Raw genomic sequence first — 25528 nt, forward strand, 5'->3', positions numbered from 1 at the left:
TGGGTTGAAGGAGATGGGTCCCAATGTCATGCACTGCGTCGGGCGCTACCGAGCCGCCGGGTTGCCCATCTCCTACCCATTTCTAAAAATAGACTAATGAAGGGGTGATTTTCGTCCTTTTTAAATATAGGACCGAGCCGACGAGTCATGGGCTCGCGTAGCGAGACCAACGACTAAAGACCGGATTGGCTAAGCCCATCAGGGTTCTTACTCTGGAGCCAATCCTCTCGCAACCGCCCTCGGTTAACACCCGAGGGCTTTGTTGCTCACAGAGGAGCCGAAAGGCCAACAACTAACGCTATCCGGGTTTTAGGGCGGAGCCCTAGGAGAAGGGGTAGTGGAAAACGCAGCAGGGCTGCGATTGTAACGAGGGGGATGCTTCCCCCTTTATTTTTTTCTAGCTTATACCCGTGCCTTTCTTGTTTCTTTTGATAGCGCTTGTGTTCGGGTTGTCGGCTTCGTTTGCGGCAGACGCCGTAGATCAGCATGTTGAGGACAAGTCCGACTCGCCAGCGACCGACACGCTGTCGCAACAGAAGGAATACCGGTCCATCCCCCTTCCGGGGCAGACCGCCTACAATGGGGTGGGCCTTACATTTGGCATGGGCTTTGGAATGTACATCCCGCCGCATGATTGCGACTGCATGGGCTCCTGGCAGGTGCAGATGGAATACTTCTACCTGGACTGGTTAAGTGGGGGCGGCAACGTTCGGTTCTATGGCGGTGATTTGGACAATGACGTGATGGTCATGTACCAGCGCTACAGCGGCTACATCCGTCTGCACACCACGATCGGTTCGGTGGACATGTATGTGGGCTCGGTACTAGGCTTTGAAAATACGAGCTTCGCGGAGTTCCGCAAGCAGGTCTCCGACAAATCGACCAAGAAGAACCACTGGTGGAAAACGTCCAGTCTGGCGGAACTGGATTCTGCAGAAACGGAAGCGCTTTGCGAGCAATCGTTTTCGCTGTCGGGCTTTTCGGGAGGGATCTCGTTAGGGGCTGGCTATAACTTTTCGCGTCTTTTCGGTGGGACTTTTGGGGCGCAGCTCGACTACAACTTTAGGAAGGACTTCCTCCTGAGCCTGGTTCCGGGGATCGCGTTTAATCTTCGGGAAGTGTGGCCCTGGGTGTCCCAAACCCTGCGTTCGTCCTGGATTTCTTTTGAGGTCGGGGGCCAAAAGTACATGAACCGACGCAAGGATGGATGGTCCAAAACCGTTTTCTTGGGGATTCAGTTCGGTGCCTGACCGCTTTTTTGCGGTAGACCAGCCCCCGAGGTTTGACATTTTACCTTCATTTTCTATATTTGGGTCACCGATTTTATCGGAACCCTCCCGGGGCCAATGGTGGTAACCTGGGCGAAAGACCAAAGGGACTCATTATGAGACAATACGAAACGATGGTGATCATCGACGCTATGATCTCTGACGACGCTATCAAGGCCGAAATCGAGACTATCGCCAAGAACATCACCGACGGCAACGGCGAAATCCTCCGCCGCGACGATTGGGGCAAGCGTAAGCTCGCCTATTCTATCAAGAAGCGCCAGCATGGCTTCTACGTTATCTTCTACTACAAGGCAGAAGCCGCTACGGTCGCCTCTATGGAAGCAGCCCTCAAGCTGAACGAAAATGTCCTCCGCTGGATGACTCTCGCTGATTATCCGATGAGCGAAATCGTTTACGACCAAACTCAGACCCAGTCTACCGAAGACATCGTCCCGGTTGACGCAGAAGAAGGGGAGGCTGAATAATGGCTTTTGAAGATAAGAAGCAGGCAACCCGTATCCGCCGCAAGAAGACTTGCTGGTTCACGGAAAACAACGTCAAGTTCATTGACTACAAGGACGAAAAGACTCTTCGTCGCTTCATCTCTGAACGTGGTAAGATCATTCCTCGCCGCATTTCTGGCACCTCCGCCAAGTATCAGCGTATGCTGAACGAAGCTATCAAGCGTGCCCGTCAGATGGCTATTCTCCCGTTCGTTTCGGACAGTCTGCGCTAAGGAGGAACTAGACTATGGAAATTATTCTTAAGGCCAATGTTCCCCACTTGGGCAAGATGCTCGACGTGGTTAAGGTTAAGGACGGCTATGCCCGTAACTACCTCTTCCCGCGCAAGCTCGCTGTTCGCGCAACTAAGGAAGCCAAGCTTGAAATCGAAAACAACCGCGCTGCTGTCGAAGCTCAGTTCCAGAAGGAACTCGCTGCCGCAGGTGACGTGGCTGCCAAGCTTTCTCAGGTTTCTGTCAACCTCGAACGCCGCGTTGTGGAAGGCGAACGTCTGTATGGTTCTGTGACCGCTGCCGACATCGCTGATGCCATCACCAAGCAGGGCGTTAAGGTTACCCGTGCTCAGGTTGCTCTCGAAGAACCGATCAAGCAGCTCGGTGTCTACACCGTGACGATCAAGGTCTTCAGCGACGTTGAAGCTCAGGTCAAGGTTTGGGTGGTTGCAGAGAAAGCCTAAGCTTTTTCTAAATCACTAGAAATCTTAAAGACCGCTCCTTCGGGGGCGGTCCTTTTTTAGTGTTTTTTCTATTTTATTATCGTATGCGCAAGTTTCTTTTTACGGCCTGTGTAGCCGGTCTTTTTGTGGTTCAGTCCTTTGCTCAACCCCGCGACCTTTTTGCGGAATTTGAGGCGGAGGCGGAAGCCGCCGAACAGTCCTCTGCGGCGGTCGCGTCTTCTAGTAGCGTTACCCCCGCTCCGGTTTCGAGTGCCGCTGTCGCTCCTGCAGCATCGGCGCCTGTATCGAGCAGCGCGAAGGTCGCAAGTTCCAGCAGCGTGGTTGCGTCGTCGAGTTCGCTTGCAAGCTCCAGCAGCGTGGCCTCCGTTTCAAGTTCGTCGGTTGCATCGTCTAGCTCTGTCGAAGTCTCGTCGAGCAGTGTAGCTGACTCCGCTGTTGTCGCCCCAGTTGCTGATTCTTCTACGACGGTTGCTGCAGCCGACACGCTTGATGCTGATTCTCTGGACGCCGATTCCGCGGCAGTCGACTCGGTTGCTGCTTCTGATTCGGCGGCCATGGATTATGCCGCTCAAAAGCAAGCTGCCATCAATGCGTCTATTGAAGAAGCCCGCAAACGTGATTCGCTCGCCGCTCTTTCCAGTTCTTCGTCTGCATCCGATGCTCCTTCTTCTAGCAGCATGAACCGCCGCGACTTGCTCGGCCCGGTGAAGGTTTCCAAGGTGAACGGCATCGACGAGATGAAGGGCCGCTACAAGAGCCCGCGCAAGGCGCTGTTCATGTCGCTTTTGGTGCCGGGCTCCGGTCAGCTCTATGTGGGCGGTTCCAACTTCACTAATATTCGCGGAGGCGTCTATCTGGCGCTCGAAGCGGCTCTGTGGGGCAGCTGGTATTATTTCTCGGTCTACAAGTACGACCAACAGGTGAGCAAGTACAAGAAGTTTGCGAAGCAACATTTCTCGATTGGCCGCTATGAACGCGGCATGCGCGACCTCTACAACGCCGACGCGGTAAACTATGAATCCGAGTTCCGCCGCCGCTACTTGGGGAGCCGAGAGTCGTTCTGCGAGGCCATCTTCGGCAACGCCTCGATGCACGGCTGTTACGACCGCGACAAGCTGTACCATAACGATGTCGAATATGTGAACGACTTCGTGAAGAACCCGAAGACGCTCCTGAGCGAAAAGCACAAGGTCAAGTTCGACAACAAGTCCGAAGTGTACCAGCTGATTGCCGACAATGCATACGTGCTCGGCTGGGATGATGTCGAAAACCGCACGGTGGCAACGGCGCTCGGCCTCGAAGATCCGGAGTCTGCTACGGTCGCCCTTGGCGAATCGGAGAATCTCAAGGAGTACCGCTCCCTGCGCGGCAAGGCGACCGACTACGCCGACATGCAGGCATGGTTCTTCGGTGGACTGATCTTGAACCACATCGTCTCGGCCATCGACGCAGCCATTACGGCGAATTCTCACAATAAGTCGCTCTACGAAGAAGACCTGTCCTGGTACGACCACCTGCACTTCGACAGCGGTGTTTCGCTGGTGGGCGGTTTTGGTGTGAATGTGCAGGCCAGCTGGGGATTCTGATGAAGCTTCTCTTGGTATTGTTCTTTGCCGCAGCGACCGCCTTCTCGCAGGTGGTGGTTTCGGTAGATGAAAGCGTTAGCAAGAACTCCGGCAAGAAATGGTACCTTGCGATGGGCGCTTCGGCGCTGCTTCCGGGTATGGGTGAACTGTACCTGGGCGAACAGAAGTTCGTGCGGCCTTTCGTGTGGACCGACATCGCCCTTTGGTTCACGGCGATAGGCTCTTACGCCATTGGCGAACGCTACATTACCTCGGCGCACAACTATGCGGTGCGCCACGCGGGGCTTACAAGCAACAGCCACAGCGTCTCAATGCTCAATACGGTGGGCGACTACCGTAGCCGCGGTGGTGTTGCGGGGCAGAACTCGTCACCCGACATGGACGAAGACTACAACCAGGCGCAGCTGCGTTCCGGCAAGACAATCGACGAAGATCTCGATGCCGACATCCAGTGGGACTGGGGTTCTAGCGACAATCCCGAGACGACCGAACATATCGACGAATACAAGAGCAGGCTCCGCCATTACCGCGTGAGCCGCATCGTGTTCCAGGTGTCGGTGGGAGCTCTTCTTTTGAACCGCGTCGTGTCAATGCTCAATACCATCCGCGTCTACCGAGCCACCTCGTCCAATGCGTTTACGCAGCGCATGGAATTTGTCCCCGAATTCTACGAAGACGGCAGCGGGCTCATGCTCAATGTGAAATTCTAATCAGCCTTCCGATGCAACCTTTCTTTTCGCCCAGTCATCTAAAGAACATGAAATTTTTTGCTCTGTTGCTTGTCGCGTTGGTTTTAGCCGCTTGCGGTGGTGGTGATGTTCCCCAAGGTAAGGGCGGTCCTGGTGGGCCGGGTGCTTCGCAGGGCAAGGGCGGTCCGGGCGGCAAGGGCGGTCCCGGAGGCAGGCCTGCTCGCGAAATTGCGGTCGAGGGCTACATTGCCGAGGCCCACCGTGCGGCTAAGGAATTTTCGACGATGGCGACTCTCGAGGCCATGAACAGCGTCGCGCTTACGGCGGCGGCATCGGGCAGGCTCATGAACCTTTACGCTCGCGATGGCGCCCAGGTGCAGAAGGGTGCGCTCCTTGCAAAGATCGACGATTCGGAGCTTAGGGCTCAACTCAAGCAGGCGGAGTCGAACAAGATGCTCGCCCAGCAGAAGTACGACCGCGCAAAGGCTCTCTACGAGAAGGACGGCGCGACCAAGGCCGACATGGAAAGTGCCGAGGCCTCGCTCAAGTCGGCGGAAGCATCCGAAGAACTGATTAAGGCGCAGATTGCAAAGACCGAAGTGCGGGCCCCGTTTGCAGGCAAGCTCGGCTTTGTGAACGTGTCCGTGGGCGCCTGGCTTACCACGGGGACATCCATTGCAACCCTCAGCGACGTGAAAAAACTCAAGGCGAAGTTCTCGCTTCCGCAGCGCTATGCATCGTCCCTGAAGCAGGGCGATGCCGTGGAAATCCGCGACGAAGAACGCAATGTGGCGAAGTCCGGCAAGGTGAAGGCTCTCGAAGCGGCCCTTTCCGAATCGAGCCGCACACGCCAAATTTTAGTTGAAGTCGACAACGCGAAGGGAGACCTGCTGGCAGGCTCCTATACAAAAGTCTCCATGTCGATGGAATCCGGACACAGCCAGAGTTTCCCGATTCCTGCCGAAGCGTTTACGCTCGACAAGGATGGCGCCTACCTTTATGTGGTCGATGCGGGCAAGGCAAAAATCAAGCATGTCGAAACGGGACTCCGCACGCCGATTTCGGTGGACGTGGTGTCTGGCCTAAGCGAAGGCGATACCGTGATTACTTCGGGACTCATCAGCCTGCGTGAAGGGGTTCCTGTCAGGATTCGCGAAATCCGTCACAATACCGATTATGAAGTGGAGTAGGTGAGCGATGAGTGTAGCGAACCTTTCCGTCCGTCGCCCGGTGCTCATGACCGTGATGGCGCTCGTCATTATTTTGCTGGGCGCCTTTGGTGCAAGCAACCTGGGCGTGCGCGAATACCCGAACGTAGACTATCCGCTCATCCAGGTGCGTACTTCGTACCCCGGAGCGAACGCGGCGGTGGTCGAAGCCGAAGTGACCGAAATTCTAGAAGCGTCCATCAACAGTGCTTCGGGCATCAAGGCTCTTACCTCTACTAGTCGCGATGGTTTCTCGTTCATCAACATCGAATTCGAGACGGGCATGGACTTGGAAGCGGCTGCGAACGAAATTCGCGACCGTGTGAGCCGCGTGCGCCGCAGGCTTCCCGACGATGTCGACGAGCCGACGGTCTACAAGTCCGACAGCGACAACGACCCGATTCTTATGGTGAGCCTTGTGAGTGACAAGCTCGATCCGATGGACGTATCGGAACTCGCGAACAACTTTGTAAAAGAACGCCTGCAGACCATCAATGGAGTCTCTGAAATTGCAATCTGGGGCGAGAAGCGCCCGACGGTGCGCTTGTGGATTGACCCAGTGCGCATGCAGGCCTTGGGAGTCTCCGGTGCCGAGATGTCGGCTGCTTTAAAGCGTGGCAACCTGGAACTGCCTTCGGGCTCTATCGAAGGTAGCGAGACGACCCTTTCGATTCGCACGCTCGGTCGAATTCTTGATCCGAAAGCTTTTGAAAATATCGCAATCAAGACCGCTGCAGACGGCACAGTCATTCGCATCTCGGATGTTGCGGATATCCATTACGAACCCAAGGATACCCGTACGGGCTTTAGGCGCAACGGCAAAAACTCCATTACGCTTGCGCTTATGGCTCAGCCCGGTTCAAACCATGTGGAAATAGCCAATGAATTCTACAGGCGTGTCGAGGACATCCGTCGCGAAATTCCCGAAGGCGTCGAAGTCCTTTACGGTCGCGACACGTCCGTCAACATCCGCGCATCCATTAAAGAAGTGGTGGAGACCATCTTCATTGCGTTCCTCTTGGTGATTGCGATTATCTTTGCGTTCCTCCGCGAAGGCCGTACGACGCTTATCCCGATGGTGGTGGTGCCGGTGTCGGTGATCGGTAGCTTTTTTGTGCTTTACTTGTGCGGGTTCTCGATAAACGTGTTGACGCTTTTGGCGATGGTCTTGGCGATTGGCCTTGTGGTTGATGATGCCATCGTGATTGTCGAAAACATTTATCATAAGATTGAACGCGGCATGACGCCGAAGCAGGCTGCAGTTGCGGGCACGAATGAAATTTTCTTTGCGGTAATTGCGACCTCCGTGGTACTGATGGCGGTGTTCGTGCCGGTGCTTGCGCTGGGCGGTACGACGGGACTTCTGTTCCGCGAATTCGTGGCGGTGATGATTGGCACGGTGTTCCTTTCTACGCTTTGTGCCTTGACACTTTCGCCGATGCTTTGTTCCAAGTTCTTGAGCCGTCAAAAGCAGGGCTGGCTTTTCCGCGTGACGGAGCCGTTCTTCGACGGGCTTAACCGGATTTATTCTGTATTGCTGGGTGGGTTCTTGAAGTTGCGCCTGTTGCTTTTTCCGATTGTGGCGGCGCTCTTGGTGGCTGCTTATTTCTGCTTCAACAACATGAGTAGCGAAATGGCGCCGACCGAAGACTCCAATGCAGTCATGGTGAACTTGAACATGCCCGAAGGTGTGACGCTTACGCGCACCAAGCGCATGGCCGATGCCTTCGCAGAAGAAGTCTTAGCCCTGTTGGATAGCAACGAATATACCGAATTCCAGGCGGGTGCATGGAATGCGGGTAATTCGAGAATGCGCTTGACCTTGACCGACGACAAAAAGGCTCGCCGCTCACAGAGCGAGATTGCCCGTGCCATCCAGCTGCTTGGCAACGAATACCCCGACTTGCGCGTGATGGTCTTTGAGCCGCAGAGCATCAGCACGCAACGCGGTGGACTCCCGGTGCAGTTTGTGCTGCAGGCGCCGAATATCGAAATTCTGCGAGTGCTGGTTCCCAAGTTTGAAGAGGAAGCAAGCAAGAGTCCTGTGTTCAGCGTGGTAAACACGAACCTGCGCTTTACCAAGCCGGAACTCCATATTGAAATTTTGCGTGACAAGGCGAACGAAGAAGGCGTGTCTGTAAACGACATCGCACAGGCGGTGCAGCTTGCCATTAGCGACCAAAGTTACGGCGAATTCTACAAGGACGGCCGTCAGTACGATATCATTGGTGCGGTGGGCTACCAGTACCGCAGCATGCCCGAAAACATCTCGATGCTTACGGTCAAGAATCGGGCGGGCGAACTGGTGAGTCTAGACAACTTCATTACTTTCAGCGAAAAGTCCGCCTCGCCGTCGCTGCCTCGCTACAACCGTTTTTCAGCTGCGACAATTCAGGCTGGCCTTGTACCGGGCAAGACGATTGGCGACGGCGTGGAAGAGATGCGCCGCATCGCAAAGAGGATTCTTAAGGATTACCCCAGCGTGAGTACGGCTCTGAGCGGTTCGTCGAAGGAGTTTGAGGAAAGTTCTAGCGGACTCTATATCGTGTTCCTGCTTGCGCTTGCTATGGTGTTCCTGGTGCTTGCGGGGCAGTTCGAAAGTTTTCGGGCGCCTTTCGTGATTTTCTTTACGGTGCCGCTTGCACTCGCGGGTGCGCTCACCTGCTTGTTCATTACGGGGCAGACCTTGAACATCTTCAGCGAAATTGCGCTGATCCTCTTGATTGCACTTGTGACAAAGAATGGTATCTTGATTGTGGAATTTGCAAACCAGATTGCAGCAAACACCGGCTGCTCTAAGCTCGAGGCGGCTCGGATGGCGGCGGAACGCCGCTTCCGCCCAATCCTCATGACGAGCATGTCGACGGTGTTGGGCGCTGTGCCGCTCATTATGACCGGCACCCCGAGCCGTATTGCGATGGGGATCGCCATCGCAGGTGGACTCACCTTCGCGACGTTCATGACGCTATTCATTGTGCCTGCGGCCTACAGCTTCTTTGCAGGGAAGGTTAGACTCGATGCCATGAAGAGCACCGATGCTTCCAAAATGGCTTAATAAGACCGTTCGCGCCTAATCAACTTCGTTCGTCCCCGAAGCGCTCACTCTCGCCAACACGACTCGTTAATACGAGTCGCTTATGGCTCACGGAAGCCCGCTCGCGCCTAATCAGCATTGTTCGTCCCCGAAGCGCTCACTCTCGCCAACACGACTCGTTGATACGAGTCGCTTATGGCTCACGGAAGCCCGCTCGCGTCTGATTTATTTTACCATCTGGAAGACGTGCTCACCCTTGCGGCTCATACCGTAGCGGGTGCGCAACAGGTTCTCTTTGTAAAGGGAGTCGTTTCGGAGTCGTTCGATTTCAAGGTTGCAGGAATCTATTGCGTGGTGCAGGGATTCTATCTGCGCCTGGTATTTCTCGATGTCGAGAGAAACCTTGTGCTGCTGGTTCAGGCTATCCTTGCCAAAAAAGATCGGCATGATCACCACGGCGGCAGCGATCAGGATCACCAGAATGAATAGTAATAGTCCCTTGCTCATTTATGTTGTTCCGTTGAAATAGAACTGGTAGTTGTCCTGCGTTTGGACTAGTCCCGAAAGTTCTAGCTCTGTTAATATAGCTAATATGTTGTTGGACTTGAAGTTACACTCGTCTTGCAACTCCTGAAAAGTCTTCCGAAATCCGTTAAAACGCTTAAAAAGGGTGAGCGCTTCTGTCGAAAGTTCACAACCGGTCGCCGCAATTTGGGAAAGGCTCGTTGCGGTAGGCTCGCTGTTCGCGTTCTGAACCTTTGGAATCCCGGCGACAACGTATAGACTTTCCGGTACAAAGACAGGCTTCGCCTTGCCCTGGTCCAGGTAGGCGTTTGGCCCGGCTGCGGCTTCGCTGTCAAAATCTCCGGGGATGGCCAACAGCATCTTTTTCTCTTGCAGACACAGGTCGGCAGTAATGAGGGCGCCGCCCTTCAGCTTGCTCTGCACCAGGACGGTAGAGCGGCAAAGTCCGCTGATGATTCTGTTCCTTGCCGGAAAGTTCCCCTTGAAGGCGGGGAAGTCGTTTTCGTATTCACTCATGATTGCCCCACCTGATTCGAGGATGTGTCTTGCAAGTTCGCGGCGTTCTCCGGGGATGGCGACATCTAGCCCCTGGGCGATTACCGCGATGGTCGGTATACCGAATTCGAGAGCCGCTTCGTGGCAGTAGCTATCGATTCCCTGGGCAAGCCCCGAGACCACCACGGCGCGAGTTCCCTTGAGCGACTTTACCAAGCGTCGGCAAAGTTCTTTGGCTGAACTGGTAGGACGGCGCGTGCCGACCATCGCAATTCCTATCGCGTCGCCCGTAGGCAGGGCTCCGCGGTAGTACAGCCGCTGCGGTGCGAATCGGGATTCCCGAAGCGCAAGCGGAAATTCGTTTTGCATAATGATGTTTCTATCTTTGTCTGTCATGAAATACTCCTTTGAAGACTTGGTGAAAATCATGGCGACCCTCCGTTCTCCGGAAGGCTGCCCTTGGGACCGTCAGCAGACACACCAGTCGCTGCTTCCCTATTTGGTCGAAGAATCCCATGAATACATCGATGCTGCCCAGGCAGACGACAAGGCGCACATGGCCGAAGAACTAGGCGATGTCCTGTTCCAGGTGGTGTTCCATTCTCAGGTAGCCAAGGAGAACGGCGATTTTTCAATCGACGATGTGGTGCAGGGAATCTGCGAGAAGATGATCCGTCGCCACCCGCACGTCTTTGGAGATGCTAAGGTCGATGATTCGAACGGCGTTGTCCGCCAGTGGGAACGCATCAAGGCTCAAGAAAAAAACAATCTACAAATGCAGGGCAAGTCCGCTATGGACAAAGTAAGCAAGAGCCTGCCCACGCTGGCCCGTGCCCAGGAACTCCAGCGCCGTGCTGCCAAAGTGAGCTTTGACTGGACCGAGGCTGAACCAGTATTCGACAAGGTCGTAGAAGAATTTAGTGAATTTCGCGCCGAAATGCAAGCGGCCTCTCCCGAAAATCGCAATGTAGAGCGCATGGAAGACGAGTTCGGTGACATCATGTTCAGTTTGGTGAATGTGGCTAGGCATTGCGGCTTCAATGCGGCGCTTGCTCTCGAACGCGCAAACTCCAAGTTCGAACGCCGCTTCCGTGTCGTTGAGCAGATGGCCCGCGACCAAGGCAAGGAAATGAAGGACATTGGCCTCGAAGGTCTGCAACAAATGTGGAAGCAGGCGAAGAAGTCGAGTTCAAAGTTTTGAGAAAGCTTTAGTCAAAGAGACTATCGATGTCTTCGAAGCCGAATAGCTCTCCCAGGCATCTTCTGAATTCACCGTTATTTTCTTTATCATAGCGTTTTGCATAACGGAAGGAGTTGCCATTAGCGTCTTCGAAGATGGCTGTCGAAAGATTCGAACGGTTTTCGTTCGTGCAGAGCTCTTTTGAAATCTTGAGTGAAATGTTTAAGGTGCCGGTGCATTTCTTTTCTGCCGAAGCAATCTCGATTGTAATCGCACGATTGTAGGCGACATCTGGGAATGAGTATACGGGAACATTTACGGTGTAGGTCGTTCCCTTATACTTGAATGTTTCGCCCGTTTTTGTAATGCTTGACTCCTTTATGCTAGCGAATTCTTTTTTGTCTCTAGCGGGGTCGGTTAATTCTTCAATGTAGGGGACCCATTCGCGTCCGTTATCTAAGGCAGAGAGCAGAGACTCTCTGAAACTAGAACTCATGTAGTCAAAAGTTTCGTCGTCGGGGTTTTGTTTTGCGGTCGTTACGTTTTTATCCGAGAAGATGAAAGCGAAAGTTAATGGGTCGTTGTCGCTGCATTTCGATTTGCTCTTCTCGCTGTCATATAGGCACGGGATGTATTTCCAAAAACCGTAGAGATTTCCTGCCGTACCGCCGACATACATCGCTCCGTTCGTGCTGAAGTCTACGTCATCGCGGTTCCAAAAGTACAAGACGAGCGTGTCGCCCACGAAGTCGTACTTATAGGTCTCATCGAAAATCGTAGGAACCGACTTCCATTCGACATTGTCCCCATCGATGACGCAGGCCATGCTGGATTGTTCAGAGAGCAATATCGTAAAGGTTTGCGCATCTTCATCGACAAACAGGTTATAATGGACCTTTTCCGCATCATCAAACCATGCGGGTAAAGGCTGCGTGTTGTTGCCGATGCTGGAATTCGACGGATTGTCGTTCTCCGCATTCGTGCTGGAACTGCTGTCGTCCCCGCAGGCGGAAAGGATGGTTGCTGTTAGGATGCTGCTAAGAATGATGTTTTTTTTGAAATTGATATTCATGGCTTCTAAATGGGAACATTCCACTTTGGAATAAGGTTTTTACGAATTTTTCCTCGCAACGGGAAATTACGTGTTATATTAGGTAATGTGCTTCCAGTCCATTCTGGTTTAGCGAAGGGATGCTGGAGCAAATCACGGGGTAGAATAGACCGGAAGCACGCTTGTTTTCTTCTAATTCCACTCCCCGCAGGGTTTACGCCCTGCGGGATTTTTTTTACTAGAACAAATTCATGAAAATGTTCTGGCGCTTCTTCGAATTTTTCTTGGCCGCCTTTTTGTACAGGGGAGAGTAATCGTCGTAAATGATTTCATGGTCGTCCGTCATGCCGAACAGGTCCGTTAGGCAGTTCTCGAATTCGATGTTGTTTTCCTTTTCGTAGTATTCGGCGTAATGGAAGATATTGCCGTTTTCGTCCTCTTCGGTATCGAATTCAAGGTAGTCGCTGTTGGCATCGGAACAGAGTTCTTTTGTGACGAAGGATGCCGCTTCGTAAGAGCTGGTGCATTTTTTTTCGGCAGAAGCAATTTCGACTGTTATGGAGCGCTTGATGCCACTCTTTTTGATGGTGGGAACATTCACGGTATAAACCGTTCCTTTGTACTTGAATGTTTCTCCCGTTTTTGTCAGGTCCAGTGATTCAATGTTTTCGAAAATTTCTGTGCTTTCGGAGTTGTAGAAAAGATCATAAACAGAAGGGAACATATTGTATCCGCGATTTATGGAACTGAGCAGGTATGCTCTAAATTCCGTCTTTGAATAATCGAATTCGTTTGCTCCGGACTTCTGTATGAGCGTCAAGGAGTTCGTGGAGAAAGTGACCAGGGCGTCAAAGGAATCGTCGAGATCGTCATAGCAGGTGGACTTACCTATATCACTGTCATATTCGCACGGGGTGAATTTCCAGGAACCGTTGAGCGAGCCAGCCGAACCGCCGACGTACATAACTCCTTCGGTATCAAACGCCTTGTCGTAACTGTCCCAGTTGTACATGACGAGCGTGTCTCCGACAAAGTCGTATTTTAGGGTCTCTGCAAGCGGGTTCTTTGGAACCGACTTCCATTCGATGCTCTCTAGATCCTTGACGCAGGCCATGTTGGCCTGATCGGCGAGTGTCATCGAAAACGTCTTTGCGGCTTCGTCGACGGTTATGCTGAAGTCGAGTCTTTCCCCGTCTTCAAAACCTGCGGGTAAAGGTTCCGTGTTGTCATTCGAAGTGCTGGAGCCGCCATTCGGTGCACCGGCTCCGCCATTTCCGGAGTTCTTGTCGCTGCCGGTTCCGTTGCCCGTTCCGTCATCGCTGCTGTTGATTGTTGTATCGCCGGTGCTGGAACTGGACGGATTGTCGTTATTCGAGCTTGGGTTGGAACTGCTGTCGTCGCCGCAGGCAGAAAGGGTGATTGCTGCTGCCAGGGCGCAGCCAAAAACGATGCTTTTCTTGAAATGGATACTCATGTGAAACCCTCAAAAATGTTTGCCTAAAATGTAATATATTCAACCGAAAAGAAAAAATCCCCGGCTTAATGCCAGGGAATTTTAAAGTCTTTTAGCCTAAACTTACTGCGCCGGAGTCACGGGCAGAATCGTTTGAATGCATGTGCGGAATTCGTCGATATTCTTATTCAGGTAATCATAGGCGTAGTAGTACTTGTTGCCGTTGGCATCGGTGTCGGAGTCGGTGTCGAACAAGTTGATGTTTTCGGTGGTGCAGTATTCGCGGGAAATCTCTTCGAATTCCTCGCGTATGCCGGTGCAGGTTACGCCATTGGCGGTAACATTTACGATGGCGGCTTTGTTATCGTCATCCATTTTAAAGGCCTTTTGAATTTCAACCGTAACGGGGATGCCTGCATAGGTGAACGATTCGCCAGTTAAGGAAACATCTGTAGAAACGATGCCGAGCATGGCCAAAGCCTCGGCCGTTGGAACTTGATCGAAGGAGTGACCGAATATGTCGCCTGCAGTGGGAATGTCGCCCTTGCTACCGGTGGCGAGATAAGTGAACAGGTGTATTCTGAACAGGCTGGTGGGGTAGTCGCTGGCCGATGCTTGCGATGTCGTTTTCGTCGTAGTCTTGCTGAAGGAGCCGTCCGAAATGGTAAGCGTAGTTTGGACGCCTTCGAAGTCGCTATCGCAGATGGTGCGGCTGTCCCGGCCTCTATCGTGGTACATGCAAGGAATGCTGCTCCAGGATCCGTAGATGTTTCCGGCCGTTCCGCCTACGAACATCTCACCGTAATCTTCATATTCGCCTTCCTCGTTGTCAAGCCAAAGAATTGCCAGGGTGTCGCCAACGAACTTGTACTGGGCGAGCCGCTCGCCGGATGTAACCTTGACCTGTCCCCATTCGACCGTGTTGCCCTTGACAAGGCACATGTTTTCGAAATCGCCGCTCCCGGAAAGGTGCATCGTCTGGGAGTTCTCGTCAATGAGCATCTGGTACGAAGAGCTGTTGGTCTCTGTGGATGTGTATGTTCCGGAATCTCCGCTGGGACCCGAGCTGCTGTCGTCGCCGCAGGCGTAAAAGGCGAATGTGGCAGCCAGAGCGGCTCCGAATAATGAGGCGTTCGTGGTAAGGCGGTTCATTGTAGCTCCTGATTATGATTGTAATCTCAAATGTAAAAAATACGCTTACATTGTCAAGCGGAAATTGAACAATCTCTTCAGAGTGTGATTCAAAACAAAAATCCCCGGAGCTTATACAGACCGGACTGTCTGAATTCTTCAAAATACATTCTCTAGAGCCTGCCCTCTCGCCACCACGACTCGCTTTCGCAGAGTCGCTTGTGGCTCACACTCCGAGGATTTTAAACTTCTAAGAAGTTGGGCACGACCGGTCTTCCGTGAGCAAAAAGGGACCGGTATTAACCGGTCGCGATTGACGCCTACGGCGTCCGCGGCTTCACTCGGTCATAAAAAAATGCAAGCATTTTTTTGTGACACTCGTTTTGCACGCTTTTGCGAGAGAACTGGCTCCAGAGTAGGGACTCTGCTGAATTTAGCCGTTTCGGTCTTATTAGGCGCGAGCCTTGGCCTTGTCGCCGTACTTCTTGATGAGTTCGTCCTGGATGTTCTTCGGAACCGGCAGGTACTTGCAGAATTCCATGGTGAATTCAGCCTTACCCTGGGTCATAGAACGCAGGTCAGTAGCGTAGCCGAACATTTCGGACAGCGGGACTTCGGCGGTGATGGTGGTCATGCCGAGTTCTTCGCTCGTACCGGTGATGGTACCACGACGCTGAGAAACGTTACCCACGACAGAGCCCTGGAATTCAGTCGGAGTCTGGATTTCGACCTTCATGATCGGTTCGAGGATTTGAGCGCCAGCCTTTTCGAAAGCTTCGCGGAAGGCCATACGGGCAGCAACCTGGAACGCCATATCAGAGGAGTCGACCGGGTGGTATGCACCATCCTGAACTTCCATTTCGATACCCACAACCGGGAAGCCGATCAAGGAACCAGCTTCCATGCAGCTCTGGAAACCCTTGTCGCAAGACGGGATGTATTCCTTCGGAATACGGCCACCCACGACGGAGTTCACGAAGTTGTAAACCTTTTCCTGGTCGCCTTCGACAGCCATCGGACGCATTTCGCCGACAACCTTAGCGTACTGACCAGAACCACCGGTCTGCTTCTTGTGAGTGTAGTCGAACTTGGCCGGACGGGTAATGGTTTCGCGGTAAGCCACCTGCGGAGCACCGGTCGTCACGTCGCACTTGTATTCGCGGCGCATACGTTCGATGTAAACGTCGAGGTGAAGTTCGCCCATACCCTTGATGATGGTCTGGCCGGATTCCTTGTCGACTTCCACCTGGAACGTCGGGTCTTCCTTGGTGAAGCGGTTCAGAGCCTTGGACATGTTGTCCAGGTCGTCACGGTTCTTGGCTTCGATCACGAGTTCGATCACCGGATTCGGCACGTGCATAGAAGTCATGTTGTAGTGGTTCTTGCCATCGGTAAAGGTCGTACCGGAAGCGCAGTCAATACCGAACAGGGCAACGATGTCGCCTGCACCGGCTTCGGTGATGTCCACCATTTCGTCGGCGTGCATACGCACGAGACGGCCCACGGACACCTTCTTGCCGGTGGCCATGTTGGTGATCATGTCGCCCTTCTTGAGGGTACCCTGGTAAACGCGGATGTAGGTGAGCTGGCCGTAGCGGTCGTTCACGAGCTTGAATGCGTAGCAGACGAGCGGTGCGTTGTCTTCGGACTTCAGCACGACTTCGGCTTCGTTGTTGTCGAGGTCGAGAGCCTTGTTTTCGACATCGGTCGGGCACGGGAGGTAGTCGATAACGCCGTCGAGGAGCTTCTGGACACCGACGTTCTTGTGAGCAGAACCCATGAACACCGGAGTGATGTCGAGACGGATGGTTGCTTCGCGGATGGTCTTCTTGATGAGGGCCTTGTCGATCTGGTCCACACCATACTGGCCTTCCATGGCCTTTTCCATGATTTCGTCGCTGTAGTCTGCGCAGCAGTCGATCAGCTTTTCACGGTATTCGTTAGCCTGGTCAACGAGTTCGGCCGGGATATCCTTTTCGATCATGTCGTCGCCGTTAGCGCCTTCGAAGTAGTAGGCCTTCATTTCGACGAGGTCGACCACGCCCTTCAGTTGGTCTTCGAGACCGATAGGAATCTGCATGACGCAGGGCTTGTGGTTGAGCTTTTCCTTGAGCATGACAGCCACGCGGAGCGGGTTTGCACCGGAACGGTCGCACTTGTTCACGAACACGACGCGCGGCACATGGTAGCGCTTCATCTGGCGGTCAACGGTAATAGACTGGGACTGAACACCTTCCACGCCGGTGAGCACGAGGATAGCGCCATCGAGCACGCGGAGAGAACGTTCCACTTCGATCGTGAAGTCCACGTGCCCCGGGGTATCGATGATGTTGATGGAGTCGGCTTCGCCAGACTTGGTGTGGGTCCAGTTTGCAAACGTGGCTGCAGACTGAATCGTGATGCCGCGTTCGCGTTCAAGTTCCATGGAGTCCATCGTGGCGCCGACGCCGTCTTTACCACGAACTTCGTGGATAGCGTGAATACGCTTTGTGAAGTAGAGGATGCGTTCGGTCAGGGTAGTCTTACCCGAGTCGATGTGGGCAGAAATACCAATGTTTCTGTGTTTTTCGATGTTTTTCATTTTTTATTCCACAAATGGAGTTGATGTTTGTTTGAGTTGCGCCCAAAGATAGAAAAATTTGCCCCCGTTCTCAAGGGCACATTTGCCACAGGGGGCTAATCGACGGGTTTAAGCAGCTTTCGGAGCGCAAAAAGCGTGCCAAGTGCGACAATTATCCAGAAAATGTAGGTCGCAGGGGTCATCCAGGCCCCAAAATTCATCATGAGCATCTGGGCGGGAAATACAGAAAATTCCTCTTTTTCGAGCGCCAGTGCCATTCCTTCGCCGTTGAGGGGAATGTAGAAGTGGCTAAGCAGTAGCTGCTGGGCCACCAGAGCCGCCACCGTTCTTGTCCCAAGATGGATTTCGTTCAGAATCTGCCCCAGGACGACCAGGATAAGCGGGGTGAAGGTTGCGATGTGCCTTGCTTCGCTGTCGAGCGCAAAAATGGCAAGCGCAAGGAACGCCAAGGCGTGCCCCGGCGATGCGCTGGTGAATTTCTGGGTGAAACTGCGGAAAAAGACGAGAACAAGCAGGGGGAGGATGCCCCAGTATGCGGTGTGGCCTGCCAAGGTGATGGCGGGGTATTTTAGTGGACGGATGAGAGTCTGCAGCAGGAACAGCTTTCCGTCGAAGAAAAACTCGTTGTTCGTGTGCAGCCATAGTATTGCCTTGATGGCGATGATCGGTACGATGATGAGCAGGGCGCGCCTGAAGGAAAATGCAGAAAGCGTTTGCCGAACGCTCCAGGGGAAAGGCGACGCTTTGGATAAAAGGAATCGGAGTAGAACGAACATGACCGCAAGCGATGTCGTGACGCACCAAGGGTTTGGTTCAGACATGAGTAGAATTTCGAAAACGTGCGCCTTGTGGGTTGCAATGAGGGCCGCGACAATGCTTGCAACTGCAAGGAGATACGCTAGCGGGGAATACTTGTAAATGAACGGCCCAAGTTTATTCGGGCTTTCGCTTGATTTCTTTGGTTGATCATGCAACAGAATCAACAGGGCGGTCGTCGCGGGGATGATGGGCCAAGTGATGAGCCCAAGGAGAGAAACCGCGTACGATAAGGCCCATTTTTTTTGGAGCAGCAGGTAGTACGCACCGAGTGCTATGGTAACGGCGAAGGAATCCGTCTGGTAAGGGTCGTAGCCACAGTTCTTCAGGGTGCCGAAGTTGTAGAAGAACAAGGCGAAGAGGATCGTGGTCGTCGCCAACTTCCACTGTTGTTGCCTAGCGAGCCGGAAGAACAGGAAAAGCTGGAGCAACAGGTTGATGAATTGCGCTACGATAACACCCGCCGTCATGTGTGCATTATCCAGCGGAATGGAAAGCGCCTTGTAGACATAGTGCAGCAGGCAGAACGGGAAAATCCGCTGGATGCGGAAGCTGTCGTAGCCTGTGGAAAAAAAATCCGTCGAAAAGCTGCGGAAGACTTCCTGGTAGAATGTCCCGTCGAAACCAGCCCCGTCGTGGTAGGGGATGGTTTCGAAGAAAAACGAAAATGCGAAGATGGCAAGGGCAACTAGGGAAAGCGCCGCGTAGAGGAACGCGTTCTTCTTACCTTTAGGAGACGACATCGGCTTCCTGAACTTCTGCCTCCTGGTCGGCGAGTGCCTTGAAGTAGGCGGCTGCCGTCTTGCCGACCTCGGTGGTGTCGTAGAAGGAGTAGGCTCCGTTTCCGATAGCGCCTATGGCGGGAATGGCGCGGAGCGCGACCTTGCCTAGGAACTTGGTTGAAATCTTGATGCCAATCTTGGTGAGGAGAGTTTCGAGTGCAGCAAGGGAGAGCTTCTGCACCACGATGCGGCTCCCGGTGCGGACGGCGATGTCGCGTACCAGCTGGGCGGCACTGTGGCGGAACAGGCACCAGACCATGGCTTCGCGGCTGAGCTGCGCAAACTTGCCATAGGTCGCTGCGATGTCGGAGACGAGCTGTGCCTGGATGCGCCAAATCGCGGCAATGTCGGGAATCGATGTCAGTACACCGGTAAGTCCCGCCGGTACCGAAAGCGTGGCACTTACCGTTGCCGCCTTGATGGATGCTTGGCGAATCAGCTTTTTAATCTTGTCGTCGGAATTTTCCGATGGCGTATAGAGAGATTCGGGAATGTCGGTAATCAGCTCGAACAGCAGCGAACTGATTTTTTCCTTGAATTTTTCCATCTTTTCGTCGGTGCAATCGCTCATAAGAAACTCCTTATGAGACTAATATACATTATTATGAGGTATGAGGTCGCTCGCAAGCTCGCTATGAGCTATGAGGTCGGCACTTTGTGCCTTTGAGGTGTCTAGCCTCACGATTCATAGCCTAGAATATAATTTTTGCGAGGCCGCCGGCGAGTCCCGGGAGGTTGTAGCGGAGCGTTTTGCCTTCAAGCCAGTACGAAAGCGCCTGGTCAATCCACTCTCGTTCGCTGGTAATTTTGCGGATGACGATGTCGGTACCCGAATCGCTGTCGTCGAAGTAGTAGTAGCCGCGGAACTTGATCGGGAAAATTTCTCCGTGCAGGAGTATCGAGACGTCGGCGGTGCCGTTGTCCGAATCAATAAAAATGGACTGGACATCGCCGAAGCGCTTGACCAGTTCGTGATTCTTGACAAAGGCTTCGACCGCCTTGTTGCGTAAGTTACCGAGTAGAGACATGGTTTAGCGGGGGAGAGTCAGAATCTCGATCCCGTTCTTCGTGCGGGCAATAGTGTGTTCCCATTGGGCGCTCAAAGAACCGTCGCGGGTGACGGCCGTCCAGCCATCGCTGAGAGTCTTGGTGCCGGGCTTGCCGACGTTAATCATCGGTTCGACGGTAAAGACGTTGCCGATTTCGATGAACTGCTTAAGCACATTGTTGCGGAAGTGGTAAAGCGTGGGCTCTTCGTGGAAACCGCGGCCGATGCCGTGTCCGCAGTAGTCTTCGACCACGCTGAATCCGTGTTCGTCGGCGATGTCCTGGATGGCGTTACCGATGTCATAGTAGCGGGCGCCCTGTTCGCCTGCGGCGCGGATGCCTTCTTCCATGCAGAACTTGGCGGTCTCGACGAGTTCCTTGGCGAGATTGCTTACGCGACCGACGCAGAACATGGCGGAAGTGTCGCCGTGGTAGCCCGAAAGAATCGTCGTGATGTCGATGTTCACGATATCGCCGTCCTTCAGGATGGTATTTGCGCTCGGGATGCCGTGGCACACCACTTCGTTGATGCTGATGCAGGCGTAGCGCGGGTAACCGTGGTAGCCCATGCAGGCGGAGATTCCCTTGTTCTTGCGGGTGAAGTCACCGATGAATTCGTCGATTTCCAAGGTGGATACGCCCGGCTTGCACATTTCGCCGGCGCGGATCAGCGTTTCGGCAGCAAGGGCGCCGGCATCGCGGATCAGTTCAATTTCTTTTGCGGATTTAATCTTAATCTTAGCCATTTGAGGTTTTGAGCTCGCGCTTCGCGCTTTGTGGTGTGAGGGCGCTCGCGTTGCTCGTTTTGAGGTTAGTTCTTAGTGGTTGGTGGTTAGTGGTTAGGATAATTTCCTGTCTACTAACCACTGTCTACTGTTTACTTTTTCCATGCGTAGCGGTCAACAAGGTAGGCGAGCAGCATCTGGTCTTCTTCGGTGCCGTTAGCGAGTTCCTTCACCAGCGGAATCACGCGGCTGATGCGTTCGCGGGCTTTTTGGCCACCGAAGTGGTTCTTTTCCTGTTCGAGCTTCATGCGCACACGTTCGCTTACTTTCTTCGCAATTTCTTCGTTTGTCGGAACATCCATCTTGATGAAGTTGATGCCGAAGTCGGCGGCGGTCTGCTTCATGTCGATTTCTTCGACCGGGGTAATCAGCGAAATGCAAAGTCCGCTGCGGCCCGCACGGGCGGTACGTCCGCTACGGTGCACATAAACTTCGTGGTCGTCGGGGTGGTCGTACACAATCACGTGGGTCACGTGGTCCACGTCAATACCGCGTGCGGCCACGTCGGTGCAAATGAGAATGCGGAGCTTCTTGTCGCGGAAGGCGTTCAAGGTCTTTTCGCGCATGTTCTGGGCGACATCGCCACTCAGAGCGCCTACGTTGAATCCGTAGCCCGAAAGCACCTGTTCCAGGTAGCTCACGTCGCTCTTCTTGTTGCAGAAAATCATGCAGCTTTCGGGATTGTAGTATTCCAGCACCTTGATGGTCATGGAATCCTTGTCCATCACGTCGCAGGGGTACCAGCGGTGTTCCAGGTTGTTGGCAATCACCTTGTCGTAGCTGAGCGAAAGGAATTCGGCACTCGGACGCTGGAATTCGCGGGCGAGGCTCTTCACCGTCTGGGGGATGGTGGCGCTGAACATGGTGCAGGCAATCTGCTTGGGCAGGTAGCGGCGAATCTTCTGCATATCGGGGTAGAATCCCATCGAGAGCATTTCATCGGCTTCGTCCAGAATCAAGTCGCGGATGTCAAGGAAGTCCACGTTGCCGCGCTGCACATGGTCCATCAGTCGGCCCGGCGTTGCGACAATGATATGTACGCCGTTCTTGAGAGCTTTGAGCTGCGGTTCGTAGCTTACACCGCCGAAAATAGCCACCGAGCGAATGCCTGTTCCGGCAGAGAGCTTTTCAATTTCGTCCTGAACCTGCAAGCAGAGTTCGCGGGTCGGCACCAAGATCAGAGCCTGCGGGAAAATATGGTCGCGTACAATCACCTGCAAAAGCGGGAGAACATAGGCGCCGGTCTTTCCCGAACCGGTCTTGGACTGCACCAGCATATCGCGTGCGGCGAGCATGTAAGGAATCGTCTTGCGCTGCACCGGCATCAGGTCGGTCCAGCCGTGGCCGCGAAGAATATTCTTCTGTTCTTCGGGCAGCATGTCAAAGGTATAGTCAGGGAGCTTGTGTTCAGGTTCGATGATTTTTACGGGAGTCAAAAACGGATTGACTTTTTCTTCTTTCTTTTCTTCTTTTACTTCTTCGCTCATAGTGCGAGCAAATTTAGAAAAAATCTACCTAAATGGTGTCCAGTGGTATTCAAGTCCAACGCTTATGAACCAGTCGACGGTGGAAGCTCCAATCGTCGTGGGCTCTGCGGCTGCCTCGGGCGAAGGCTCGGTGTAGATATCCTTGCCGCGGCTTGAAATTCCGGTGCGCACGCTTAAGCCATAATGCTCCAGGAACACACATTGGGTTCCGATTCCGAAAAGGGCTCCCTTGTAGGGGTCTTCGGTTTTGAAGCGCGTCTCGTATTCCTTGGATGGCTTTTTCTTGCTGTCCTTCAGCTCGATGTCTTCGCTGTAGAAGCTGTATTGGAATCCGAGAAAGGCGAATAGGTGCAAATCCATCCACTTGAGCGGCGAGTAGGTCCTTGAAAGCATCACGTTCAGGCCGATCTCGTGCTGCGTGAAATCCCAGTGGTCGAGCTCTTCGTAGACGGGGTCCTTCTCATCGATTTTGACATCGTGGTTGGAGTAGCGGTAGAAGATTTCTCCGCCGATAAAACCGAACCAGATGCCACCTGCATACAGGGTGAATAGGGGAGTGGAGTCGTCGATGAAGTTCCAGAGACTTACGGAGTCGCGTGTCACGCGGTAGTTGCCCACATGGCTTTTGACGCGGCGCTTGTACCAGTTGCTCGGCGTAAGCGGAATCTGTGCCTGGGCATACCCTGCCGAAACTCCGGCCCACGATCTGAAATGGGGCGTTTCCTTGTAAAGGTCGTCGGGCTCGGTTTCCATCTTCTGCCGTTCCTCCTTGCTCAGGCGGCGCTTGGTGTGGCGGTCAAAGAAGGTAGATGCGATTTCGTCGCCCTGCGCAATCTTGTCTGCCATTTTGGGAACGCTTCCGGCCGCTCTTGGCTCAGAAGATTTCTCGTCAAAAATGGCAATTTGGAGGGAGCTGCCCTTGTCCGTGATAAAGAGAACTATCTTGTCTTCGATGGCCTGAATTTTTGCGGCCATGGACGGGTGGCGTGCTTTCAGATAGTGAGCGTCAAGGCCCGGTTCCATGTTACTTGCAAGCCAGTTGGCGTAGCGCATGGCAAGCGAGTCTCTTTCCCATTCGCCAAAGAGTCTGCACTTGGGGTCGCCAATGCCTGTGTTGTTTCGCTTGAGCGACAGACAAAATTCCTTGGGGTCGATTGGCGGTTCCTTTTCAGGGGTCCAAATCAAGATGTCCGCATTTTGCCACAGGGTCCACTTGGAATCAAAGTAGACGTCCTTTGCGCGGGCGGTGCTTGCGAAAAGCATCAGCAGAGCAATTGCAATGAATCCTAGGAAGTTGTGTTTCATCGGCTCACCCCCAGGTACAGGTTCTTGCGAATCTGCTGCACGGTCAGCCGCATCAGCTGCTCAAGATCCTGCTCGCTCAGGGCCTTGGCCTTGACCGGGTGCTGGATTTCGTCGACCGCGCTAAAGAGCGCACGCTGTTTCTGGTTGTCCCAGAGCGTATACGAGACAATGGCGCTGATGTTCTGGACTTCGCGTTTTTCTTCGGACTCGTTGTGGATCAGCGCGTAGTCGAAGAAGTTTTCCCGCTTAAGGTCCGTACCGACGATGACTTCGTGGATAATCAGGATTAGCGGCGGAGTGGTGCCGTCGGGGGCCTTGACGACAATGCCTTGCTCCGGGAGCTTCCCCTTCATAAAGATGCGATCGTCGAGCTTTTGGCTTTCTTCGGGAGCTTTGTCTATCAAGGAATCGGGCAATACCGTAATCTTGCTGTAGACACCGCGGAATTCGCGCTCCATTGCCCTAGCGCAGAATTCGGTTGCCTTGATCTGGGTGGAATCCCCGTAACCAAGCCTGTTGGCGAACCACTTGGTGCGGGTGAGCACAAAGGCCTTTTGAAGCCCCGTGAGAGTAATCTCTGCATAGGGCGCCTGCTTGTAGGCGGGGTGGCTTGCAGACCAATGGTAAGAACTGGCGCAACCCGTAAAGAGTAGCGCCATCACTAAAAGCATTGTTCGCAGGCTTTGTCTCATGCTTCCTTTTCGGACTTACGGTGCGCCCCACTTTTCGCGGTAGGCATACACCTTGTCGAGGATTCCTTCGGGAGCGTTGATCTTTTTGCGGTTTTCTTCGCTTTCGAGGAACGCGATGATGTCGTTGATGTTCACGATGGAGTGGGCTTCGATGCCGTACTGATCCTGAACCGTCTGGAGCGCAGACTTGCCGTTTTCGAGCTTTTCTCTGCGGTCAACCGAGATCAGGAGACCGATGACGTTCGCGTTTTCAATCTGCGAAAGGGCCTGCATCGTTTCGTTCACGCTAGTGCCTGCGGTAATCACGTCTTCGATGATGACCACGTTCGTCTTTTCGGCGTACTTGTAGCCCACGAGCGAGCCGCCTTCACCGTGGTCCTTGACTTCCTTTCGGTTGTAGGTAAAGGTGAGATTCTGGTTGTACACGTCAGAAAGCTTCATGGCGGTGGCGGCGCATAGGGGAATGCCCTTGTAGGCCGGTCCATAAAGATTCTGGGCCTTGCCGTCAAAGTGTACCATGTAGGTGCTCGCGTAGAATTCGGCGAGCTTGGAAAGAGTTGCTCCGGTACGGAATTCTCCCGTGTTGATGAAATACGGAGTGTTGCGACCGCTCTTGGTCACGAAATCGCCGAACTTGAGTGCGCCGGCTTCAACAAGAAAATGGACAAAGGTGTCTTTGATATTCATGGTTTGGCTACAGGTTGTAGGTTATGCGCTTGCTCCGCAGAGAAGGCCAAAGATGTTGGAGAACACATTAGTTTCTTCAGTGAGGACTTCGATGATTATCAAAAGAATCGTCACCAGCACACAGAGTCCGATGTAGAAGTAGAAAGACTTCTTGAATCCTTTGATCTTCAGCTTGAAGATGACCCATGCAATCACGCTCAAAATGGCGCTGAATGTCCAGGCGGCAATGGTGCCTAGAGAAATGCCCGGAATCAGGCTGATGGCGTAGGTGAGTGCTATGCCCGGGATGAAGTAGAAGGTGATGCACAGAAAGCAGAGAAGCGCAAAGCCCACATAATGGGCGAATCCCCTTTCGCGCTGGACAATCACTTGAGTCTGCGTGGCGGCTTGCGGGGCCGGTTCGGCAGCGGAGGGTTCTGCCGGGGCGATTTCTTCAACGGGGGTGTCTGCAGCGGGGGCTGCATTCACCGGAACTTCTGATTCAACGGAATTTGTGTTGTTCAGGTTTTCTTCGGACATATGG

General features: G+C 53.5%; 24 protein-coding genes. 9 read left to right on the top strand and 15 right to left on the bottom strand.

Annotated elements, in window-relative coordinates:
• The first annotated feature begins 410 nt into the window (after positions 1–410).
• The 8 genes from ACKI61_RS08530 (at position 411) to ACKI61_RS08565 (ending at position 9009) form a co-directional block, all read left to right on the top strand.
• Positions 411–1250 (top strand): hypothetical protein, encoded by an 840-nt coding sequence (locus tag ACKI61_RS08530; protein ID WP_407457319.1) that lies wholly within the window; start codon positions 411–413, stop codon positions 1248–1250.
• A 134-nt stretch (positions 1251–1384) separates the two neighbouring features.
• Positions 1385–1756 carry a 30S ribosomal protein S6 gene (gene rpsF / locus ACKI61_RS08535; RefSeq protein WP_407457320.1) on the top strand — a complete coding sequence of 124 codons (372 nt, stop codon included), beginning with the start codon at positions 1385–1387 and terminating at the stop codon, positions 1754–1756.
• Positions 1756–2007 carry a 30S ribosomal protein S18 gene (gene rpsR, locus ACKI61_RS08540; protein ID WP_173355777.1) on the top strand — a complete coding sequence of 84 codons (252 nt, stop codon included), beginning with the start codon at positions 1756–1758 and terminating at the stop codon, positions 2005–2007. The genes rpsF and rpsR overlap by 1 nt, the downstream gene beginning before the upstream one ends.
• A 14-nt stretch (positions 2008–2021) precedes the next feature.
• Positions 2022–2471, top strand: coding sequence for a 50S ribosomal protein L9 (gene rplI / locus ACKI61_RS08545; protein WP_072977508.1), 450 nt, complete (start codon positions 2022–2024; stop codon positions 2469–2471).
• Between the two features lie 83 nt (positions 2472–2554).
• Entirely contained in the window at positions 2555–4057 is a 1503-nt protein-coding gene (locus ACKI61_RS08550; RefSeq protein ID WP_407457321.1) for a hypothetical protein, read from the top strand.
• Positions 4057–4767 (top strand): hypothetical protein, encoded by a 711-nt coding sequence (locus ACKI61_RS08555; protein ID WP_407457322.1) that lies wholly within the window; start codon positions 4057–4059, stop codon positions 4765–4767. Before ACKI61_RS08550 ends, ACKI61_RS08555 begins: the two co-directional genes overlap by 1 nt.
• Positions 4768–4814: 47 nt before the next feature.
• Complete coding sequence (locus ACKI61_RS08560) at positions 4815–5936, top strand: efflux RND transporter periplasmic adaptor subunit (protein ID WP_407457323.1); 1122 nt, start codon at positions 4815–4817, stop codon at positions 5934–5936.
• 7 nt (positions 5937–5943) lie between these two features.
• Entirely contained in the window at positions 5944–9009 is a 3066-nt protein-coding gene (locus tag ACKI61_RS08565; protein ID WP_407457324.1) for an efflux RND transporter permease subunit, read from the top strand.
• Positions 9010–9213: 204 nt separating this feature from the next.
• Here ACKI61_RS08565 and ACKI61_RS08570 read toward each other — a convergent pair whose 3' ends face one another.
• A complete protein-coding gene (locus ACKI61_RS08570) occupies positions 9214–9495 on the bottom strand; it encodes an FtsB family cell division protein (RefSeq protein ID WP_407457325.1) in 282 nt (93 codons plus the stop codon).
• Complete coding sequence (locus ACKI61_RS08575; RefSeq protein WP_407457326.1) at positions 9496–10404, bottom strand: DNA-processing protein DprA; 909 nt, start codon at positions 10402–10404, stop codon at positions 9496–9498.
• On the opposite strand from ACKI61_RS08575, the gene mazG reads away from it, so the two are divergent.
• Positions 10403–11209: a nucleoside triphosphate pyrophosphohydrolase gene (gene mazG, locus ACKI61_RS08580; RefSeq protein ID WP_407457327.1), complete on the top strand. Its 807-nt coding sequence runs from the start codon at positions 10403–10405 to the stop codon at positions 11207–11209. The two genes, ACKI61_RS08575 and mazG, sit on opposite strands and share 2 nt — an antisense overlap.
• 7 nt (positions 11210–11216) lie before the next feature.
• On the opposite strand, the gene ACKI61_RS08585 is transcribed toward mazG, so the two are convergent.
• The 13 genes from ACKI61_RS08585 to ACKI61_RS08645 all read right to left on the bottom strand — a co-directional run bounded on the left by ACKI61_RS08585 (position 11217) and on the right by ACKI61_RS08645 (position 25524).
• Positions 11217–12260 (bottom strand): hypothetical protein, encoded by a 1044-nt coding sequence (locus ACKI61_RS08585; protein ID WP_407457328.1) that lies wholly within the window; start codon positions 12258–12260, stop codon positions 11217–11219.
• A 217-nt stretch (positions 12261–12477) separates the two neighbouring features.
• Entirely contained in the window at positions 12478–13713 is a 1236-nt protein-coding gene (locus ACKI61_RS08590) for a hypothetical protein (RefSeq protein ID WP_407457329.1), read from the bottom strand.
• A 102-nt stretch (positions 13714–13815) separates the two neighbouring features.
• Complete coding sequence (locus ACKI61_RS08595; RefSeq protein ID WP_407457330.1) at positions 13816–14844, bottom strand: hypothetical protein; 1029 nt, start codon at positions 14842–14844, stop codon at positions 13816–13818.
• Positions 14845–15274: 430 nt separating this feature from the next.
• Positions 15275–17404, bottom strand: a complete 2130-nt coding sequence (fusA, locus tag ACKI61_RS08600; protein ID WP_407457331.1) for an elongation factor G — start codon at positions 17402–17404, stop codon at positions 15275–15277.
• A 95-nt stretch (positions 17405–17499) separates the two neighbouring features.
• On the bottom strand, positions 17500–18963 hold the full coding sequence (locus ACKI61_RS08605; protein WP_407457332.1) for a hypothetical protein: 1464 nt from the start codon (positions 18961–18963) through the stop codon (positions 17500–17502).
• Positions 18950–19573 (bottom strand): EcsC family protein, encoded by a 624-nt coding sequence (locus ACKI61_RS08610; RefSeq protein WP_407457333.1) that lies wholly within the window; start codon positions 19571–19573, stop codon positions 18950–18952. Before ACKI61_RS08610 ends, ACKI61_RS08605 begins: the two co-directional genes overlap by 14 nt.
• A 121-nt stretch (positions 19574–19694) precedes the next feature.
• Positions 19695–20030: a hypothetical protein gene (locus tag ACKI61_RS08615; protein WP_407457334.1), complete on the bottom strand. Its 336-nt coding sequence runs from the start codon at positions 20028–20030 to the stop codon at positions 19695–19697.
• A gap of 3 nt (positions 20031–20033) precedes the next feature.
• Positions 20034–20795: a type I methionyl aminopeptidase gene (map, locus tag ACKI61_RS08620; RefSeq protein ID WP_407457335.1), complete on the bottom strand. Its 762-nt coding sequence runs from the start codon at positions 20793–20795 to the stop codon at positions 20034–20036.
• A 131-nt stretch (positions 20796–20926) separates the two neighbouring features.
• On the bottom strand, positions 20927–22321 hold the full coding sequence (locus ACKI61_RS08625; protein ID WP_407457336.1) for a DEAD/DEAH box helicase: 1395 nt from the start codon (positions 22319–22321) through the stop codon (positions 20927–20929).
• A gap of 24 nt (positions 22322–22345) precedes the next feature.
• Entirely contained in the window at positions 22346–23626 is a 1281-nt protein-coding gene (locus ACKI61_RS08630) for a hypothetical protein (protein ID WP_407457337.1), read from the bottom strand.
• The gene (locus tag ACKI61_RS08635) at positions 23623–24297 is read right to left on the bottom strand and encodes a hypothetical protein (protein WP_407457338.1); all 675 of its coding nucleotides are present in this window, start codon (positions 24295–24297) and stop codon (positions 23623–23625) included. Before ACKI61_RS08635 ends, ACKI61_RS08630 begins: the two co-directional genes overlap by 4 nt.
• Positions 24298–24333: 36 nt before the next feature.
• Complete coding sequence (gene pyrE / locus ACKI61_RS08640) at positions 24334–25005, bottom strand: orotate phosphoribosyltransferase (RefSeq protein WP_407457339.1); 672 nt, start codon at positions 25003–25005, stop codon at positions 24334–24336.
• Positions 25006–25026: 21 nt separating this feature from the next.
• Positions 25027–25524 carry a hypothetical protein gene (locus ACKI61_RS08645; RefSeq protein WP_407457340.1) on the bottom strand — a complete coding sequence of 166 codons (498 nt, stop codon included), beginning with the start codon at positions 25522–25524 and terminating at the stop codon, positions 25027–25029.
• Positions 25525–25528: the final 4 nt, after the last annotated feature.

It is taken from the genome of Fibrobacter sp. (assembly GCF_045601785.1).
Taxonomy (GTDB): domain Bacteria; phylum Fibrobacterota; class Fibrobacteria; order Fibrobacterales; family Fibrobacteraceae; genus Fibrobacter.